Origin of the sequence: Curtobacterium sp. 179-B 9B NHS, from assembly GCF_045370965.1 — a bacterium.
Classification (GTDB): Bacteria; Actinomycetota; Actinomycetes; order Actinomycetales; family Microbacteriaceae; genus Curtobacterium.
In genome coordinates this window covers 1-17921 of sequence record NZ_JBIQDQ010000004.1, presented here as the reverse complement: position 1 = coordinate 17921, position 17921 = coordinate 1, and the positions used below count along the sequence as shown (strand labels likewise).

The window sequence follows — 17921 nt, the reverse complement described above, 5'->3', positions numbered from 1 at the left end:
AACGGGACGGACCCCGCCCCTCCCGAGGGAGGAGCGGGGTCCAGGATAGCCAGGCGTCAGTCGCGCGGCTTCTCGACGAGCTCGGTGGTCTCGATCTCGTCGCCGATCTGGATGTCGTTGTACTTGCCCAGACCGATACCGGCCTCGAAGTCCGTGCGGACCTCGGTGACGTCGTCCTTGAAGCGACGCAGCGACTCGATGGCCAGGCCGTCGGCGAGCACCACACCGTCACGGATGACGCGCGCCTTGGCGTTGCGCGTGATCGTGCCGGAGCGGACGATGACACCGGCGATGTTGCCGAACTTCGAGGAGCGGAACACCTCGCGGATCTCGGCGACACCCGACTGGACCTCTTCGTACTCGGGCTTGAGCATGCCCTTGAGGGACTGCTCGATGTCCTCGAGTGCGTTGTAGATGACCGAGTAGAAGCGCACGTCGATGCCTTCGCGCGCCGCACGCTCGCGGGCCTTGACGTCCGGGCGGACGTTGAAGCCGACGACGATCGCGTTGTCGATCGTGGCCAGGTCGATGTCCGACTCCGTGATCGCACCCACACCGCGGTGCAGGATGCGGAGCTGGACGCTGTCGTCGACCTCGATGTCCAGGAGCGACTGCTCGAGTGCCTCGACGGCACCGGAGACGTCACCCTTGATGATGAGGTTGAGCGAGTCGACCTTGCCCTCCTCGAGAGCACGGGTGAAGTCCTCGAGCGAGATGCGCTTGCGGGCCTTGGCCAGCTGGGCGTTGCGCTCGGCCGCTTCACGCTTCTCGGCGATCTGGCGGGCCGTGCGGTCCTCCTCCGTGACCAGGAAGGTGTCACCGGCGCGCGGCACCGACGACAGACCCTGCACCTGGACCGGACGGCTCGGCGTCGCGGCCTTGACCGCCACACCGTTCTCGTCCGTCATGGCACGGACGCGACCGTAGGCCGTGCCCGCCACGATGGCGTCGCCGACGTGCAGCGTGCCGGACTGGATGAGCACCGTCGCGACGGAACCGCGACCCTTGTCGAGGCGGGCCTCGATCGCGACACCGCGGGCGTCCTTGTCGGGGTTCGCACGCAGGTCGAGACCGGCGTCCGCCGTGAGCAGCACCGCGTCGAGCAGGTCCTGGATGCCGACGTTGTTGCGCGCCGACACGTCGACGAACATGACGTCGCCGCCGTACTCCTCGGCCACCAGGTTGTACTCGGTGAGCTGCTGCCGGACCTTCGCCGGGTTCGCGCCCTCCTTGTCGATCTTGTTCACCGCGACCACGATCGGCACGTTGGCCGACTGCGCGTGGTTCAGCGCCTCGATCGTCTGGGGCATGATGCCGTCGTCCGCCGCGACCACGAGGATCGCGATGTCCGTCACCTGCGCACCACGGGCACGCATGGCGGTGAAGGCCTCGTGACCCGGGGTGTCGATGAACGTGATCGGACGCTCGATGCCCTCGTGCTCGGTGACGATCTGGTACGCACCGATGTGCTGCGTGATGCCGCCGGCCTCGCCCTCGACCACCTTCGAGTTGCGGATGGCGTCGAGGAGTCGGGTCTTGCCGTGGTCGACGTGACCCATGACGGTGACGACCGGGGGACGCTGCTGCAGGACGGAGTCGTCCTCGTCGGCGTACTCGGCGTCGATGTCGATGTCGAAGCCCTCGAGGAGCTCGCGGTCCTCGTCCTCCGGCGACACGATCTGGATCTTGTAGCCGAGCTCCTCGCCGAGGACCTCGAACGTGGCCTCGTCCAGCGACTCGGTCGCCGTGGCCATCTCACCGAGGTGGAACAGCACGGTCACCAGGTTGCCGGGCATGGCGTCGATCTTGTCCGCGAAGTCCGAGATGCTCGCACCGCGACGGAGTCGCACGACCGTGTTGCCGTCGCCGCGAGGGACCTGCACACCGCCGAGCGACGGCGCCTGCCGCATCTCGTACTCGGCGCGCTTCGTCCGCTTCGACTTGCGGGCACGACTCTTGCCGCCACCGCGACCGAACGCACCGGCGGTACCACCACCGGGGCCACGACCGCGGCCACCGCCACCGGCGGGACGCGGACCGCTGAACGCCGGACGCGGGAAGCCGCCACCGGCACCACCCGGACGACCACCGGGGCCGCCACGACCGCCGCCCTGGCCCGGGCGCTGCCCGAAGCCGGGGGCACGGTTCGCCTGACCGGGGCCACCCGGACGCGGTGCGCCCGGACGGGGCACGCCGGGACGCGGCGGGGCCGGACGCGGGATGCCGTTGCCGCCACCGGCACCGCCGGCGGGACGCTGACCCATGCCCTGGTTGGACGAGTACGGGTTGTTGCCGGGACGCGGCGGGCGCGAGCCCATGCCCTGGCTGGACGCGTAGGGGTTGTTGCCCGGGCGTGCGCCGGGCTTCGGACCGCCGGGCTTGGGGCCGGCTGCGGAGCCGGGCTTCGGCGCACCGCCCGGCTTGACGGCGTCGCTCTTCGGAGCGCTCGCGTCGTCGCCGGACTGCTCACCCGACGCTGCCTGCTCGGCAGCGGCGGCCTTCTCGGCAGCCGCGGCCTTCTGTGCAGCCTCGGCCTCGGCCTGGCGCTGCGCGACCGACTTCGGCGCGGCGGGCGTCGGGGTCTCGGCGACGGGCGCCTCGACCTCGGGCTCGGCCTTCGGCGCGGGAGCCGGACGCGCCGGACCCGGACGGGGACCGCCGGGCTTCGGGGCGCCGGACCGCGGGGCAGCGGCCTTCGCGGGAGCGCTCGGGCTCGCCGAGGCCGCGGGCTTCGACGCCGTCGAGGCGCCGTCCGCCTGCAGCGCAGCACGGAGCTTGCGCGCGACGGGGGGTTCCACACTGGAGCTCGGGCCCTTGACGAACTCGCCGAGTTCCTTGAGCTTCTCCATTGCGGTCTTGCTGTCGACACCGAGTTCGGATGCGATCTCGTGTACGCGTGGTTTTGCCACTGTTCTCCTTCACGGGTCCCACCCCGCGAAGGGGGCAGGACTCACTGGATGACGGGTCTCACTTCGAGCCGCTCATCAGTTGTCCATAAGCCGTTCAGCCTGTTCTGTCGTGTCCCGGTGACGCGCCTGCTCTTCGGCGCTGAGCGCCTCGAGGTAGTCACGTACCGCTGACGTGTCCGGTTCACGGTCGAGCCGGAGCGCGCGGCGGTAGGCCCTGCGCTTGACGGCCTGATCGTGTGCTTCGACGGTCGGGGTGAGCCAGGCTCCCCGCCCCGGCATGACTGCCTTCGGGTCCGCCACGACGCGACCGTCGCTCAGGGCGACGACACGGAGGAGGGAGGACCGGGGAGCACGACGACGACTGCCGATGCATGTTCTGACGGGAACCACCATACTCCTTGCCTCCGACCACCGCGATCCGGCGCGCCCGGACGGGCCACGCCACCAGCGAAACGGTGCCGGGCGACGAGCGTCGCCCGACACGGTCGTGTCCTACTCGTCGCCGTCCAGTATGGAGTCCGGCTGGATGTCGATGCGCGCACCGGTCAGCTTCGCGGCGAGACGGGCGTTCTGCCCTTCCTTCCCGATCGCGAGCGACAGCTGGTAGTCCGGCACCAGGGCACGGACCGCCTTCGTCGACGCGTCGAGCACGAACGCGCTCGTGACCTTCGCGGGCGACAGTGCACTCGCGACGAACGAGGCCAGGTCGGACGAGTAGTCGACGATGTCGATCTTCTCCGCACCGAGCTCCGTCGTCACGGCACGGACGCGCGCACCGAGCTCGCCGATGCAGGCGCCCTTCGCGTTGACGCCCGGCGCGTTCGCCTTCACCGCGAGCTTGGTGCGGTGCCCGGACTCACGCGCGATCGACGTGATCTCGACCACGCCCGACGCGATCTCGGGGACCTCGAGCGCGAAGAGCTTCCGGACCAGGCCCGGGTGGGTGCGCGAGACCGTGATCTGCGGGCCCTTGGCACCGCGACCGACGCTCGTGACGTAGACGCGGATGCGGTTGCCGTGCTTGTACTCCTCACCCGGCACCTGCTCCTCGGGCGGCAGGATCGCCTCGACCGTGCCGAGGTCGACGTGCACCATCTTCGGGTTCGGACCCTGCTGGATCACGCCCGCGACGATGTCGCCCTCCTTGCCACGGAACTGGCCGAGGATCTTGTCGTCGCCGATGTCGCGCAGACGCTGGTTGATGACCTGCTTCGCGGCGAAGGCGGCGATGCGGCCGAAGTCGCTCGGCTGGTCGACGGCCTCGCCGACGACGGTGCCGTCCTCGTCGCGCTCCGGCACGTAGACGGAGACCTCGCCGGACTTGCGGTCGAGCTCGACACGGGTCTGGGCGTCGACGGGCTCGTCGTTCTCCGCGCGGTGCTTCTGGTACGCCGTCAGGATGGCGGATTCGATGATGCGGACGAGTTCGTCGAACGGGATCTCCCGCTCGCGCTCCATGAGTCGCAGGACTGCGAGGTCGATCTTCACCGAGGTGCCTCCGTGTTCAGCTGAGTCGCTCCTGCGGGTGGAACTGCGCAGAAGTCGGCTACAAGCGTACCCCAGAACCACGAGACGGACCGGAGGCGCGGTGCCGGTCGACACCGCGCCTCCAGTCCGTCAAGGAGTCGCGATCAGATCGCGCGGACCGCCTCGAGCAGCTCGGCCACCGGGACGTCCCGACGCTCGCCCGAGCGGCGGTCCCAGAGCTCGACCACACCGTCGGCGGCGTTCCGCCCGGCGACGACGACGACCGGGACACCGAGCAGCTCGGCGTCGCGGAGCTTCACGCCCGGGGACACCTTCGGACGGTCGTCGTACACGACGTCGTACCGCTCGCCCTCGAGGCTGTCGATGAGCGACGCAGCGAGGTCGTACGCGACCTGGTCCTTGCCCGTCGCCACGACGTGGACGTCGAACGGCGCGACCTCCTTCGGCCAGGCCAGGCCCTTCTCGTCGTTGTGCGCCTCGGCCAGGATCGCCATGATGCGCGTCACGCCGATGCCGTACGACCCCATGGTGACCGTCGCGAGCTTGCCGTTCTCGTCCTGCACCTTGAGGTCGAGCGCCTCGGCGTACTTGCGGCCGAGCTGGAAGACGTGACCGATCTCCATGCCGCGGGCGGTCTCGAGCGGGCCGGAGCCGTCCGGAGCGGGGTCGCCCGCACGGACGTCGGACACCTCGGCGACGCCGTCCGCGGCGAAGTCGCGACCCATCACGAGGCCGGAGACGTGGACGCCGCGCTCGTTCGCGCCGGTGATCCAGCTCGTCCCCTCGACCACGCGCGGGTCGACGAGGTAGCGGATGCCCGACGGGCTCGCGGAGCCGAGCACCTGCGGGCCGATGTAGCCCTTCACGAAGACGCCCGGGTGCTTCCGGAAGTCGTCGTCGCCGGCGGCCTCGACCTCGGCCGGTGCGAAGGCGACCTCGGCGCGCTTCAGGTCGACCTCGCGGTCACCGGGCAGTCCGACCACGACGACCTCGCGGGTGCCGTCGAGGTGGGTCAGCGCCAGCACGACGTTCTTCAGCGTGTCGGCAGCGGTCCACGGTGCGCCGTCACGCGGGGCGACCTCGTTCGCGTGGGCGACGAGCGTGTCGATCGTCGGCGTGTCGGCAGCGGGCAGGAGCACTGGCTCGGGCTGCCCCGCGATCGGCAGGGCGTCGGGGACGGGCGTGTTGTACGCCTCGACGTTCGCCGCGTAGCCGCCGGCGCTGCGGACGAAGGTGTCCTCGCCGACGCCGATCGGGTGCAGGAACTCCTCGGACTTCGAGCCGCCCATCGCGCCGGCATCGGCCGCGACGATGACGTACTCGAGGCCCAGGCGGGCGAAGATCTTCTCGTAGGCGTCGCGCATCACCTGGTAGCTGCGGTCGAGCCCCTCGTCGGTGAGGTCGAACGAGTACGCGTCCTTCATCGTGAACTCGCGGCCGCGGAGCAGACCGGCGCGCGGGCGGGCCTCGTCGCGGTACTTGTCCTGGATCTGGAACAGCGTGACGGGCAGGTCCTTGTACGAGCCGTACAGGTCCTTCACGAGGAGCGCGAACATCTCCTCGTGCGTCGGCGCGAGCAGGTAGTCGGAGCCCTTGCGGTCCTGCAGGCGGAACATGCCGTCGCCGTACTCGGTCCAGCGGTCCGTCGCCTCGTAGGGCTCGCGGGGCAGCAGCGCCGGCAGCAGGACCTCCTGCGCACCGGCGGCCACCATCTCCTCGCGGATGATGTCCTCGATCTTGCGCCGCACCCGCAGGCCGAGCGGGAGCCACGCGAAGATGCCCGGGGACTGACGACGGACGTACCCGGCGCGGACGAGCAGCTTGTGGCTCGTCACCTCGGCGTCGGAGGGGTCGTCGCGGAGCGTGCGGAGGAAGAGATGGGAGAGCCGTGTGACCACGGACGCAAGCCTAGCGGCGCGCGTCCGACGACGGCGGCTCAGGTCGTCGTGACGACCTGCGGGGTCCCGGTGGCGGCGTCCGGACCCATCTCGTCGGCGATGCGGTTCGCCTCCGCGATCAGCGTCTGCACGATCTCCCGCTCCGGGACGGTCTTGACGACCTGCCCCTTCACGAAGATCTGTCCCTTGCCGTTGCCGGAGGCCACGCCGAGGTCCGCCTCGCGCGCCTCGCCCGGGCCGTTCACGACGCAGCCCATGACGGCGACACGCAGGGGCACGGTCATGCCCTCGAGGCCCTTCGTCACGTCGTTGGCCAGCTGGTAGACGTCGACCTGTGCACGGCCGCAGCTCGGGCAGGAGACGATCTCGAGCTTGCGCTCACGCAGGTTGAGCGACTGCAGGATCTGCAGGCCGACCTTGACCTCCTGTGCAGGGGGCGCGGACAGCGAGACGCGGATGGTGTCGCCGATGCCCTCGGCGAGCAGGATGCCGAACGCGGTGGCGCTCTTGATCGTGCCCTGGAACTCCGGCCCGGCCTCGGTGACACCGAGGTGCAGCGGCCAGTCCCCCGCGGCGGCGAGCTGACGGTAGGCCTTCACCATGACGATCGGGTCGTTGTGCTTGACCGAGATCTTGAAGTCGTGGAAGTCGTGCTCCTCGAAGAGCGATGCCTCCCACACGGCGGACTCGACGAGCGCCTCGGGCGTGGCCTTGCCGTACTTCTGCAGCAGGCTCGGTTCGAGCGACCCGGCGTTGACACCGATGCGCAGCGACACCCCGGCGTCCTTCGCGGCCCGGGCGATCGCACCGACCTGGTCGTCGAACTTCCGGATGTTGCCCGGGTTCACGCGGACGGCGGCGCACCCGGCGTCGATGGCCTGGAAGACGTACTTCGGCTGGAAGTGGATGTCGGCGATGACCGGGATCTGCGACTTCTTGGCGATGATCGGCAGTGCGTCGGCGTCGTCCTGGCTCGGGACCGCGACGCGGACGATGTCGCAGCCGGACGCCGTGAGCTCGGCGATCTGCTGCAGCGTCGCGTTGATGTTCGTCGTCGGCGTCGTCGTCATCGACTGCACGGAGACCGGGGCGTCACCGCCCACGAGGACCTTCCCCACCCGGATCTGCCGCGACTTCCGACGCGGGCTCAGGGTTTCGGGGACTTTCGGCAGACCGAGGTTCACTGCTGGCACGGGTGTGACTCTACGCGCTCCCGGTGACGTCACACCTGGTCGGTGACCAGGTCCGCCCCGCGGTCCACGACCGTGATGAGCGGCCCGTACAGCCGCATGAGCGCGAGGGCACGCTCGTGGTCCTCGTCGCTCGCGCCGGCGCACGCGTCGGCGACGACCGTGACGGTCGCTCCCGCGTCCGCCGCAGCCAGCGCGGTGGACACGACGCAGCAGTCGGTGGACACCCCGGTGAGCACGAGGTGCGGGTGCTCGCCGACGACGGCCCGGAGGCCCGCTCCCCACTTGCCGAACGTCGGCTCGGTGACGACGGGGTCGCCGTGGGCCGTCGCCGCAGCCGAGAAGGGGGCGGTCAGGTCGTACAGGGGGTCGGTGTCGGGCACGAGCGCGAACGACCACTCGCGGTAGTAGGGCACCCACGCGCCCTGCGGGCGCTCGGGCGCGACGAACCGGGTGAACACGGTGCGCCCGGCGAACCGCGGGAGCAGCCGTCGCGTCCCGGCAGCGGCGTCGTCGTACCGCGGTGTCGCCCACGGGCTGTCGCCGGTGAAGACCTCCTGCAGGTCGATCGCGACGAGCCAGGCGTCGGTCGGGACCGTGACGCTCATGCGTCGTGCTCCTGGCGGCGGATCGTCCCGCGCGCCGTGAGCAGCGTGCCGGCGAAGCCGACGACCAGGGCGACGAGGACCCCGAGGTTCGCGTACGCCCAGGCGCCCTCGCGGCCGCCGAGGCCGAGCGGTCCCAGCAGGTACCCCTGCCAGTTGAGCCACGCGGGCACACCGTACGTGTTCGTGACGAGTCCCCAGCCGAGCACCGTCCCGAGCAGGACGAGCCCGATCGCGGCCCAGCGCACGTCCCCGTAGCGACCGCGCACGTCGTCGAGCTCGCCGTCGGCGTAGGCCCGACGCCGCAACACCACGTCGGCGACGAACACCCCGGCCCACGCGGCGATCGGGACGCCGAGCGTGACGAGGAACGCCTGGAACGGCGAGATGAAGTCCTTCGCGAAGAAGACGACGTACACGGCGCCGGCGACCATGAACACGCCGTCGACGCCCGCCGCGACCGGCCGCGGGATCCGCACGCCGGCGCTGAGCAGCGCCAGGCCCGACGAGTAGATGTCGAGCACGGCACCGCCGACGAGTCCGAGGATCGCCACGAGGGCGAACGGCACGAGGAACCAGACCGGCAGGATCGTCGTCAGCGCGCCGATCGGGTCCGCGCCGATCGCGGCGTTGAGGTCCTCCGACGAGCCGGCGAGCAGGACGCCGACGACGACGAGGACCGCGGGCGCCAGGGCGCCGCCGAACGTCGTCCACCAGACCACGCCGCCCGTCGAGGACGTCCGCGGGAGGTACCGCGAGTAGTCCGCCGCCGCGTTGACCCAGCCGAGGCCGAAGCCCGTCATCACGAGCACGAGCGCGCCGATGACGTTCTGCGCGCTGCCCGCCGGCAGGGCGGCGAGGGTGCCGAGGTCGATCGAGGGCACCGCGAGGACGACGTACACGACGGTGAGCACGGCGGTCACGACGGTGATGACGGTCTGCAGGCGCATGATCACGTCGAAGCCCGCGATCCCGGCCCCGACCACCAGGGCCGCCACGACGACGAGGGCGACGAGCTTCGTCACCACACCGTCGTCCCAGCCGAGCTCGCGGAACACCGTCGAGGTGGCGAGCACCGCGAGCGACGCCAGTGCGGTCTCCCACCCGACCGTCAGGACCCAGCTGAGGAACGACGGCAGCCGGTTCCCCCGCACGCCGAAGGCCGCGCGGCTCAGCACCATCGTCGGAGCCGACCCCCGCTTGCCCGCGATCGCCACGATGCCGCACAGCAGGAACGAGAAGGCCACCCCGACGACGGACACGATCGTGGCCTGCGCCACGGAGATGCCGAAGCCGAGGACGAACGAACCGTAGCTCAGCCCGAGCACCGACACGTTGGCGGCGAACCACGGCCAGAACAGCCCGCGCGGGCGTCCCTTCCGGTCGGACTCGGCGATGACGTCGATGCCCTGGCGCTCGACGGCGCGGACCTCTGGCGCGGTGCTCATGCGCCGAGCGTAGTGGGCAGCGCGACCCGCGTGCGCGAGCGGCCGCGCTACCCGAACAGGTTCACGGGACGGACGATGTCGGCGTAGATGAGCAGCGCGCTCATCCCGGCCAGCAGCACCACGACGACCATCGTCAGCGGCATCGACTTCGCCAGGTCGATCGCGCCCGGGTCCGGCTTGCCGACGAGCACGTACGCACGGCGCTTCACGGCCTCCCACAGCGCACCGGCGATGTGCCCGCCGTCGAGCGGCAGGAGCGGCACCATGTTCAGCACGAACAGGCCGATGTTGAGCGAGGCGAGCAGCCCGAGGATCGTGTACGCCTTGTCGACCACCGGCACGCCGCTCATCGACGAGACCTCGCCGATCGCCCGACCGACGCCGACGACCGACACCGGGCTGTCCTGCGACCGCTCCTGCGCGCCGAAGGCCGCGTTCCAGACGGCGACCAGACGCTGCGGGAGGTCGATGATGAGGTGCGCCGACGCGGCGATCTGCGCTTCGGTCGCGGGCAGCACCGCCGCCGGCGACTGCCGGACCAGCGACTGCCCGATGCTGACACCGACCACGCCCACGCGCTGGGTCTTCGTCGAGCCGTCCGCGTTCTTCGCGACCGTGCCCTGCTCGGTGACGACGTCGCGGGTCGCGAGCTGCGGCGTGACCTCGAGCGTCCGCCGCTGGCCGTCACGCTCCACGACGACGCTGACGCTCTCCCCTGCCGACCGCTGGAACACACGGGACACCTCGGCGATCGTCGGGTCCTGGCGCCCGTCCACCGCGAGCACGACGTCGCCGTCGCGGATGCCCGCCTGCTTCGCGGGCGATTCGGCATCCCCGGCGGTGCAGGTCGTCGCGCTGCTCGTCGGCAGCACGCAGTCGACACTCGACGTGAAGGTGGTGGTCGGCGCGCCGAACCCGCACAGCAGCACGCCGAACAGCACGATGCCGATCACCAGGTTCATGGCGGGCCCCGCGACCATGACGATGATCCGCTTCCACGGCGTCAGCCGGTAGAACGCGCGGGAGTCGTCGCCGCCGGAGTCGGCGATCTGCTCCGCGCTGGCCTGGCGGGCGTCCTGCACGAACGCGCCGTACATGCCGGTGTTCGTGATCGCGTTCGGCCGGCCCGATGCACGCGGCTTGAGCATGCCGACCATGGAGATGTACCCGCCGAGCAGGATCGGTCGGATGCCGTACTCGGTCTCCCCCCGTCGGAAGGACCAGATCGCCTTGCCGAAGCCGAGGGAGTACTGCGTGACCTTCACCCCGAAGAGCTTCGCGAACGACAGGTGTCCGAGTTCGTGGAGTCCGATCGAGACCAGCAGGCCGACGATGAAGACGACCACGCCGAGGACGAAGAGGAGCACGGATTCGACGGTCACCGTCAGAGGGTACGGGACCCTTCCCATGACGGAGCCGAACGCGCCCTGAGAGGTCTGCCGTGCCTCCCGGCCGGCCTGGAGGCACGGATCACCGTGGGCGCACCCGTCGCGCGACCGCGCGGCGGGCTCGCGACGCCCGGGTGCGTCAGCGGGCCAGCAGGCGGTCCGCCGTCACGCGCGCCCAGCGCTCCGCCGCCAGGACGCCGTCGAGGGAGGACTCCCCCGCGGTGTGCTCGTCGACGACGCGACGGACGGTGTCGACGATGTCGAGGAAGCCGATCGCACCCGCGTGGAACGCGGCGACCGCCTGCTCGTTCGCCGCGTTGAAGACCGCCGGGAAGGTCCCACCCAGCACGCCCACGTGCTTGGCCAGGTCGACGGCGCCGAACGCCTCGGCGTCGAGCGGTTCGAACGTCCAGGTGCTCGCGGTCGTCCAGTCCAGCGGGACCCCGACGCCGGGCACCCGGTCCGGCCAGGCGAGGCCGAGCGCGATGGGCAGCCGCATGTCCGGCGGTGAGGCCTGGGCGATCGTCGACCCGTCGACGAACTCGACCATCGAGTGCACGATCGACTGGGCGTGCACGGTGACGTCGATGCGGTCGTAGGGCACGCCGAACAGCAGGTGCGCCTCGATGACCTCGAGCCCCTTGTTCACCAGCGTGGCGGAGTTCGTCGTCACCACCAGGCCCATGTCCCACGTCGGATGCGCGAGGGCCTCGGCCGGGGTGACGTCGCGCAGGCTCTCCCGTGAGCGTCCGCGGAACGGTCCGCCGCTGGCCGTGAGCACCAGGCGGCGGACCTCCGCGTCGGAACCGGAGCGCAGCGCCTGCGCGATCGCGGAGTGCTCGCTGTCGACGGGCACGATCTGCCCGGGACGGGCGGCGGCCTGCACGAGCGCACCGCCGACGATCAGGCTCTCCTTGTTCGCCAGGGCGAGCGTCGCACCGGACTCCAGCGCGGCGAGCGTCGGACCCAGGCCGACGGAACCCGTGATGCCGTTGAGCACGACGTCCGCCTCGACGCTCCGGACGAGGCGTTCGGCGTCGGCCGCGCCGAAGGCGGTGTCACGGACGTGGAACCGCTCGGCCTGTTCGGCGACGAGGGCACGGTTCGTGCCGGCGGTCAGGCCGACGACCTCGAAGCGGTCGGGGTTCCGGGCGACGACGTCGAGGGCCTGGGTGCCGATCGAGCCCGTGCTGCCGAGGACGACGATGCGACGCCGGGTCGGCACGGGTCAGCCCTTGGCGAGGACGTCGACGACGAAGACGAGGGAAGCGTCCTTCGGGATGCCCGAGCCCTCGGGCGGGTTCGAGCCGTAGGCGTCCTCGGGCGTGGTCACGATGAGGACCTGGGACCCGACCTTCTGCCCGACGAGCCCGGTGACGAAGCCCTTGATGAGCGAGCCCTCGGAGACGGTGAAGGTGGTCGGAGCACCCTTCGACCACGAGGAGTCGAACTCCTTGCCGTCCGCCAGGGTCACGCCCTTGTACTGCACGAGCGCGGTGTCACCGTTCTCGATCGTCGCGCCGTCGCCCTGCTTGAGGACCTCGACCTCGGTCTTCGACGGGGCCGTCGCACCGGACGGGATCGTGATCTCCGGCTCGCCGCTCGCCTTGTCCTCGACCGTGGGCAGCGACGGGTCCTGCGTCTGCGGCGTGCCCGTCGCCTTCGTCGGGGTCTGCGCGACGACGTCCGCCACGACGACGATCTCGCCGCCGGTGTTGAAGCCGAGCGCCGACGACTCACCGACCACCGCGACGCGGTCCCCGACCTTCGTGCAGGCGAGCAGCGCGCCGAAGCCGGTCCCGCCGACGGAGAGCACCTGCGGGTTCCCCTGGTCGAACCCGACCGCGCCGAGCTTCGAGGCGTCCGAGGCCTTGTAGACGGCGTACGACACCTGGGCGAACTCGCCGCTCTTGAGCGCCTTGCCCGAGCCCTGCACCACCGTGGTGGCCTGCGGGGTCTCCGCGCTGAGGCCCTTGTCGAAGGTGACCTTCGGCGCCTCCGACCCGGCGACCGCGCCGGTGACCTCGATGCTCTTCGACGCCGAGCCCGACTCCGGGCACGACGAGATGGGCGTCGCCGTGGCGCTGGCGGACGCGCTGGGCGAGGCCGAGGCGTCACCCGAGCCGTTCCCGGAGCAGGCGGCGAGTCCGAGCACGACGGCTGGGACGATGGCGATCGGGAGCAGGCGGAGACGCTTCACGAGGCCCTATCCTGCCGCACGCACCTTGGTGGCGGGCGTGTGGTGGACGGGGAACGCCACCGAGCGCGCGATGAAGCACAGGCGGTTCGCCTCGGCGTGGGCTGCCTCGGCGTCCGCGACGCGGTCGGCCTCGAGCACGGTGACGACGGGGCGCAGGGTCACCTCGGTGACCTCGCCGGTGCCGTCGCGGTGCACGTCGAGCGAGGCCGTCGCCGTGTCCTCGTAGCCGACCACGGTGAAGCCCCGCTGCACGGCGACGTACAGGTAGCTCATCATGTGGCACTGGGCGAGGGCGCCGAGCAGCATCTCCTCGGGGTTCCACCGGTCGCGGTCGCCGCGGAACGCGGGGTCCGCCGAACCGGCGATGGCGTGCTTGCCCGGCGCCGTGACGTCGTGGTCGCGGCCGTAGTCGCGGTAGCCGCTCGTCCCGGTGCCGCGGTCACCCGTCCAGCGGACGGAGACCTCGTACGTGTGGTCGGTCACGGTGCGCTCCTTCGTGCGTGCTGCTGGGTGCTGGACGTGGCGCCTGCCGGCCCCTCGCTACGATGACGGCATGACGGTGAGCCACGACGTCCGCACAGACCGCCATCCTCTCACCGCCGAGGGCTCCGTCGAGCTCGCGGTGCTGGACCGGAACGGCTTCGACGAGAGCCGGCACGTCGGAGCCGGCGTCGTCGTCGCCGCCGACGGGACCGTGCTCGACGCCGTCGGCGACGTGACGGCGAGCGTGTACCCCCGCTCCACGATGAAGCCCTTCCAGGCCCTCGCCGTCCGTCGCGCCGGCGCGGTCTTCAGCGACGACGAGCTCGTGCTCACGACGGCGAGTCACGCCGGCACCGCTGCGCACCAGGCCCTCGCGCTGCACATGCTCGAGTCCTTCGACCACGTCGAGTCCGACCTGGGCTGCCCGCCCGACCTGCCGTTCGACCGGGCCACCGCCCGCACCATGGACGGCCCGCGGCGCCTGGCGATGAACTGCTCGGGCAAGCACGCCGGGATGCTCGCCGCGTGCCGGGTGAACGGCTGGGACGAGGCGACCTACCTCGACGTGGCGCACCCGCTGCAGCAGCGGGTCCGGGAGACCGTGGAGGCGTACACCGGCGAGACCGTCGACGTCGTCGGCACGGACGGCTGCGGCGCGCCCGTGTTCCCGCTCACCCTGCAGGGGCTCGCCCGTGGGTTCGCGGCTGTCGTCGCCCGTTCGGACTCGGACACCGCGGCACTCGTGGACGCGGTGCTCGACCACCCGTGGGCGATCGACGGTGTGGGCCGGGCGAACACGGTGACGATCGAACGACTCCGGGTGCTCGCGAAGTTCGGTGCCGAGGGCGTGATGGTGATGGGGCTCCCCGGTGGAGCGGCGGTCGCGGTCAAGACGCTCGACGGGTCGCAGCGTGCCGGGACGCTCGCGGCGCTCACGCTGCTCGAGCGGAACGGCATGGTGGACGCCGCGGGCGTCGCCGACGTGCTGGCCGCCACCGGCGAGCAGGTGCTCGGTGGCGGCGTGCCGGTCGGTGCCGTGCGCGCGGGGGCCGGACTGCGCTGACCGCCGGCTGCCCGACACGGCACGGTCACCCTGCGACGAGCTCGTCGACGGGATCCCCGGCCAGCAGCGGGAGCACGGGCTCGAAGGACGGCGCCACGCCGTCCCCGTCGCCGTCGCCGTCGTTCCACAGCCGGCACCCGTGCCGCGTGACCTCGATGACGCGGTCCCGTCGACGCGGGAGCAGGTGGACGCCGGGGACGAGCACCACGGTCGCCTGCACCCTGCCGAGACCGTCGTGGCGCACGGCGACCGCGGTCCCCGTCGGTGTCGGACGCACGCCGGGCGGCGCTACGGACTGCGGACCCGCATCGGAGACGATCCGCACGCCGGCGTCCGCGCTCCCCGCCGCACCGGCTGTCCCGTCGATGGCGGACGCGGCGAGCTGGGCGCCGAGCGCATCGAACACCGCCCGCGCGAACGCCCCGGTGCCGAGGACGACGACGTGGGACGGCGACCCGGGGTCGGCGCGGATCCGCTCGGCTCGACCGTCGGGTCCTCGTCCGAGCACCAGCCCCTCGACGACGGCGCCGCCGACGCCGACGCCGGAAGCGTGCGGGTCCGGGGTCCACGACGACGCCCCGACGGCGTCGCTCAGCGCGTCGTCTCCGCACACTGCTGGTGCGGCGACTGCTGGTCCGGCGACTGCTGGTCCGGAGACTGCTGGTCCGGCGACTGCTGGTCCGGAGACGGCATCCGTCGGCATGGTGACGACGACCGCGGGCGGAGGATCGGCACCGGTGCCCCGGACCGTCAGGGCGTCGAGCACCGCGCAGCTCGCTGCGGCGACGAGCAGCACCGTCCTGGCGACCACCGGGAGGTCGGCGACGACCCCGACGAGCAGCAGCACCACCGCCGGACCGACCAGGCAGCAGCGGGCGACGAGCGGGGACACGGACCGAGACTGACAGCCCCGCGCGCCCAGGATCGGACGCACGGGGCTGCTGGTGGAGACCGGGTCGCGGTCGCTGCCCTGTGGAGGAACGGCCGGCTGCCCGTCAGGGCTACTGCACGAGGAAGAACTGCTCCCCGATGTCGACCCGTGCACCGCGCTCCACGCGGTAGCGACGCCCGGCTTCACAGCGGCGGATGCTCCCGTCGATGTGCCGGATCACCGTGCCGTTGCCCGAGTGCCGGTCGGACACCCAGAGGTCGTCGCCGTCACGCCCGAGCTCGAGGTGCGTCTTGGACACCGACTTGCCGGGGTCGTGCACCGTGAGCAGGTCGTCGAACCGCTCGCCCGGCTGCGGTCGGGGCAGCCGGCCCAGCAGGCCCGTACCGTGCACCGCCGTGCGCTCCCCGGTGCTGAAGTGCAGCACGAACGGCGCGTCCGAGGTGGTCTTGACGACGATCCGCGTCTCCTCGACGTCCTCGTCGGGGGCGAGGTCGCCGCTCGACGGCACCGTCGTGGACCCGACGGGCGGGAGGACCGGGCCGGTCGCCCCCGGGATCGGGGGCAGCGGCGCGGCACGCGGGACCGGCGGCAGGTCGGGACCGCCGGCGCCCTGCGCCGAGGACGGCAGGGTCGGCGAAGCGGGAGCAGGCGGGACCGGTCCTCCGTCGTGTGCGCTCCGGTGCCCGCCGGGCGCGGCCCCCTCGTCGTCGGCGAGGTGGCGGCCCGGCCCCGCAGCGGGCTCGTCCGACCGGTCCTCGTGCGCCTGGTCCGCGTCGGGCCGCTCGGCGTCGGGACGTCCAGCGTCGGGCTGGCCGGCGTCGGGCTGTCCGGCGTCGGGCTGTCCGGCGTCGGGCTGTCCGGCATCGTGCTGTCCGGCGTCGGACGCCGCACCGTCGCGGTGCTCGGGGACATCCGCTTGCGACGCGTGGTCCGTGGAGCCCGGCTCGGCGCCGCCGTCCGCGGAACCGGGGTCCGAGGGCTCGTCGTCCACACGGATCTCGTCGTCGGCAGCCCAGTCCGGCCGCGCCAGGGGCAGCGGCACGACGGGCCCGGTGAAGGCAGCGGTCACGGTCGGACGGACGGCGCCGCACTCCGCGCAGAAGATGTCATCGGGTTCGAGGGCGTGGCCGCACACCGGGCAGGTGGCCGGACCGTTCCCCGGAGCGATCAGGGGCGTCGGTGCCGGACGACGGTCGACCAGTGGTTCCACGACGGCGGTGTCGCCGGCACGGGGACGTTCGTCGACGGACGGGTCCTCGACCTGGTCCTCGACCGGCGGCTCGGCTGCCGCGCCTCCGCGGCCCACCCACCACGACGGTCGCGACGGAGCTGCCGTCGGCTGCTGTGCGACGGGCGGCGCCCACACCGGGGCCGTCGGCGGCGCCTCGGGCGCAGCGGACGGTGCCTCGGGCACGGGGGACGGCGTCCCGGAGCCGGACTGGTCCCCCGGGGCCGGCGCGAGACGGGTTCGTTCGGTGTCGGCCTCGTCGTCGGCGGAGGACCCCGTCGGGGACGACGGGTACGCGTCGGGATCGAGGGGCGGCTCCGGCTCCGGCTCCGACGCCCCGGACCGCTCGTCCGTGCGGTGCTGCTCGTGCGTCCACCGGTCGTCCCCGACGCGGTCCGACCGACCCGGGTCGACGCCTTCGGGGCGCAGCCACGACGGATCGTCAGCCTGAGCTGCGGGAACGGCCGGGACCACAGGAGCGGACGGTGCGGTGGGGCGAGCGTCCCCGGTCGCGCCGGAGCGCTGCCGGTCCTCGCCGATGAGCCACGCACGGGTCGCGGGGTCGAGCGTCGCCTCGGGCAGCCAGGCCTCGGCGGCGGGATCGGGACGGCGGCCGTGCCGGTCGGGTTGCCGGAGTGGTGGCGGCGGGGTGTCGTCGACGGGCGCAGCCGGCGCGGGCCGACGGTTCGCCGAGACGTTCACCGACCGCCCGCACTCACCGCAGAAGATCGCCCCGTCGGGCAGCATCGAGCCGCAGTGTTCGCATCTGATCACGGTTCGCCTCTGTCCTCACTCGGCCGTCCACGACGCTCGCCGGCCTCCGGCCCATCGTAGTCACCGGCCCCGGGACGCCCCTGGTCGTGGCGATCGGTGCCGGACGGACGCACCGCACCGCTCGGCCTCCGCCGGGTCGCCGGACGGCGTCGACCCCACCACCCGGCGGAGCGGAGGGACCGCAGCGACACGGCCGCCCGCCAGCGCTGGCGCCGCGTGCGGTCATCGGCCAGGCTCGCGATGGCCTCGTCCGTCGCTGACCACATCCGGTCCGCGGGGGGCGCGGCGCCCGCCCCGGGGGCGGGCTCGTTTAAACCACTGACGCGGCCGCCGCCACCACGCAGGGGGGGGGGGG

General features: G+C 72.2%; 14 protein-coding genes. 1 reads left to right on the top strand and 13 read right to left on the bottom strand.

Going from position 1 to position 17921, the window contains the following annotated elements; translation table 11 throughout:
* Positions 1–56: 56 nt before the first annotated feature.
* The 11 genes from infB to ACH0A8_RS05310 form a co-directional block, all read right to left on the bottom strand.
* Positions 57–2909 carry a translation initiation factor IF-2 gene (gene infB, locus ACH0A8_RS05360; protein WP_406906776.1) on the bottom strand — a complete coding sequence of 951 codons (2853 nt, stop codon included), beginning with the start codon at positions 2907–2909 and terminating at the stop codon, positions 57–59.
* A 75-nt stretch (positions 2910–2984) separates the two neighbouring features.
* Entirely contained in the window at positions 2985–3302 is a 318-nt protein-coding gene (locus ACH0A8_RS05355) for a YlxR family protein (RefSeq protein ID WP_082687788.1), read from the bottom strand.
* Positions 3303–3401: 99 nt separating this feature from the next.
* Positions 3402–4397 (bottom strand): transcription termination factor NusA, encoded by a 996-nt coding sequence (gene nusA, locus ACH0A8_RS05350; RefSeq protein WP_406906775.1) that lies wholly within the window; start codon positions 4395–4397, stop codon positions 3402–3404.
* A gap of 143 nt (positions 4398–4540) precedes the next feature.
* Positions 4541–6295, bottom strand: a complete 1755-nt coding sequence (locus ACH0A8_RS05345; RefSeq protein WP_251159755.1) for a proline--tRNA ligase — start codon at positions 6293–6295, stop codon at positions 4541–4543.
* 38 nt (positions 6296–6333) lie between these two features.
* Positions 6334–7467, bottom strand: a complete 1134-nt coding sequence (gene ispG / locus ACH0A8_RS05340; protein ID WP_126892096.1) for a flavodoxin-dependent (E)-4-hydroxy-3-methylbut-2-enyl-diphosphate synthase — start codon at positions 7465–7467, stop codon at positions 6334–6336.
* Between the two features lie 50 nt (positions 7468–7517).
* Entirely contained in the window at positions 7518–8093 is a 576-nt protein-coding gene (locus ACH0A8_RS05335) for a cysteine hydrolase family protein (protein WP_209682417.1), read from the bottom strand.
* Positions 8090–9538, bottom strand: a complete 1449-nt coding sequence (locus ACH0A8_RS05330; protein WP_406906774.1) for a purine-cytosine permease family protein — start codon at positions 9536–9538, stop codon at positions 8090–8092. The genes ACH0A8_RS05335 and ACH0A8_RS05330 overlap by 4 nt, the downstream gene beginning before the upstream one ends.
* A 47-nt stretch (positions 9539–9585) precedes the next feature.
* Entirely contained in the window at positions 9586–10920 is a 1335-nt protein-coding gene (locus ACH0A8_RS05325; RefSeq protein WP_406906772.1) for a M50 family metallopeptidase, read from the bottom strand.
* Between the two features lie 145 nt (positions 10921–11065).
* Positions 11066–12151 carry a 1-deoxy-D-xylulose-5-phosphate reductoisomerase gene (gene dxr / locus ACH0A8_RS05320; RefSeq protein WP_066654590.1) on the bottom strand — a complete coding sequence of 362 codons (1086 nt, stop codon included), beginning with the start codon at positions 12149–12151 and terminating at the stop codon, positions 11066–11068.
* A gap of 3 nt (positions 12152–12154) precedes the next feature.
* Entirely contained in the window at positions 12155–13126 is a 972-nt protein-coding gene (locus tag ACH0A8_RS05315) for an FKBP-type peptidyl-prolyl cis-trans isomerase (RefSeq protein ID WP_271825779.1), read from the bottom strand.
* Positions 13127–13132: 6 nt separating this feature from the next.
* Positions 13133–13609, bottom strand: coding sequence for an OsmC family protein (locus ACH0A8_RS05310; RefSeq protein WP_209682411.1), 477 nt, complete (start codon positions 13607–13609; stop codon positions 13133–13135).
* A 70-nt stretch (positions 13610–13679) separates the two neighbouring features.
* Here ACH0A8_RS05310 and ACH0A8_RS05305 point away from each other — a divergent pair, with 70 nt between their 5' ends.
* Positions 13680–14672, top strand: a complete 993-nt coding sequence (locus tag ACH0A8_RS05305) for an asparaginase (RefSeq protein ID WP_271825781.1) — start codon at positions 13680–13682, stop codon at positions 14670–14672.
* 25 nt (positions 14673–14697) lie between these two features.
* On the opposite strand, the gene ACH0A8_RS05300 is transcribed toward ACH0A8_RS05305, so the two are convergent.
* A complete protein-coding gene (locus ACH0A8_RS05300; RefSeq protein ID WP_406906768.1) occupies positions 14698–15564 on the bottom strand; it encodes a hypothetical protein in 867 nt (288 codons plus the stop codon).
* 109 nt (positions 15565–15673) lie between these two features.
* The gene (locus ACH0A8_RS05295) at positions 15674–17566 is read right to left on the bottom strand and encodes a zinc-ribbon domain-containing protein (RefSeq protein WP_406906766.1); all 1893 of its coding nucleotides are present in this window, start codon (positions 17564–17566) and stop codon (positions 15674–15676) included.
* Between the last annotated feature and the right edge of the window lie 355 nt (positions 17567–17921).

Bases quoted from the DNA above. Each gene is read 5' to 3' on its own strand.
- ACH0A8_RS05355 (WP_082687788.1), bottom strand. From the start codon at position 3,302: ATGGTGGTTCCCGTCAGAACATGCATCGGCAGTCGTCGTCGTGCTCCC.
- ACH0A8_RS05335 (WP_209682417.1), bottom strand. From the start codon at position 8,093: ATGAGCGTCACGGTCCCGACCGACGCCTGGCTCGTCGCGATCGACCTG.
- ACH0A8_RS05330 (WP_406906774.1), bottom strand. From the start codon at position 9,538: ATGAGCACCGCGCCAGAGGTCCGCGCCGTCGAGCGCCAGGGCATCGAC.
- ACH0A8_RS05305 (WP_271825781.1), top strand. From the start codon at position 13,680: ATGACGGTGAGCCACGACGTCCGCACAGACCGCCATCCTCTCACCGCC.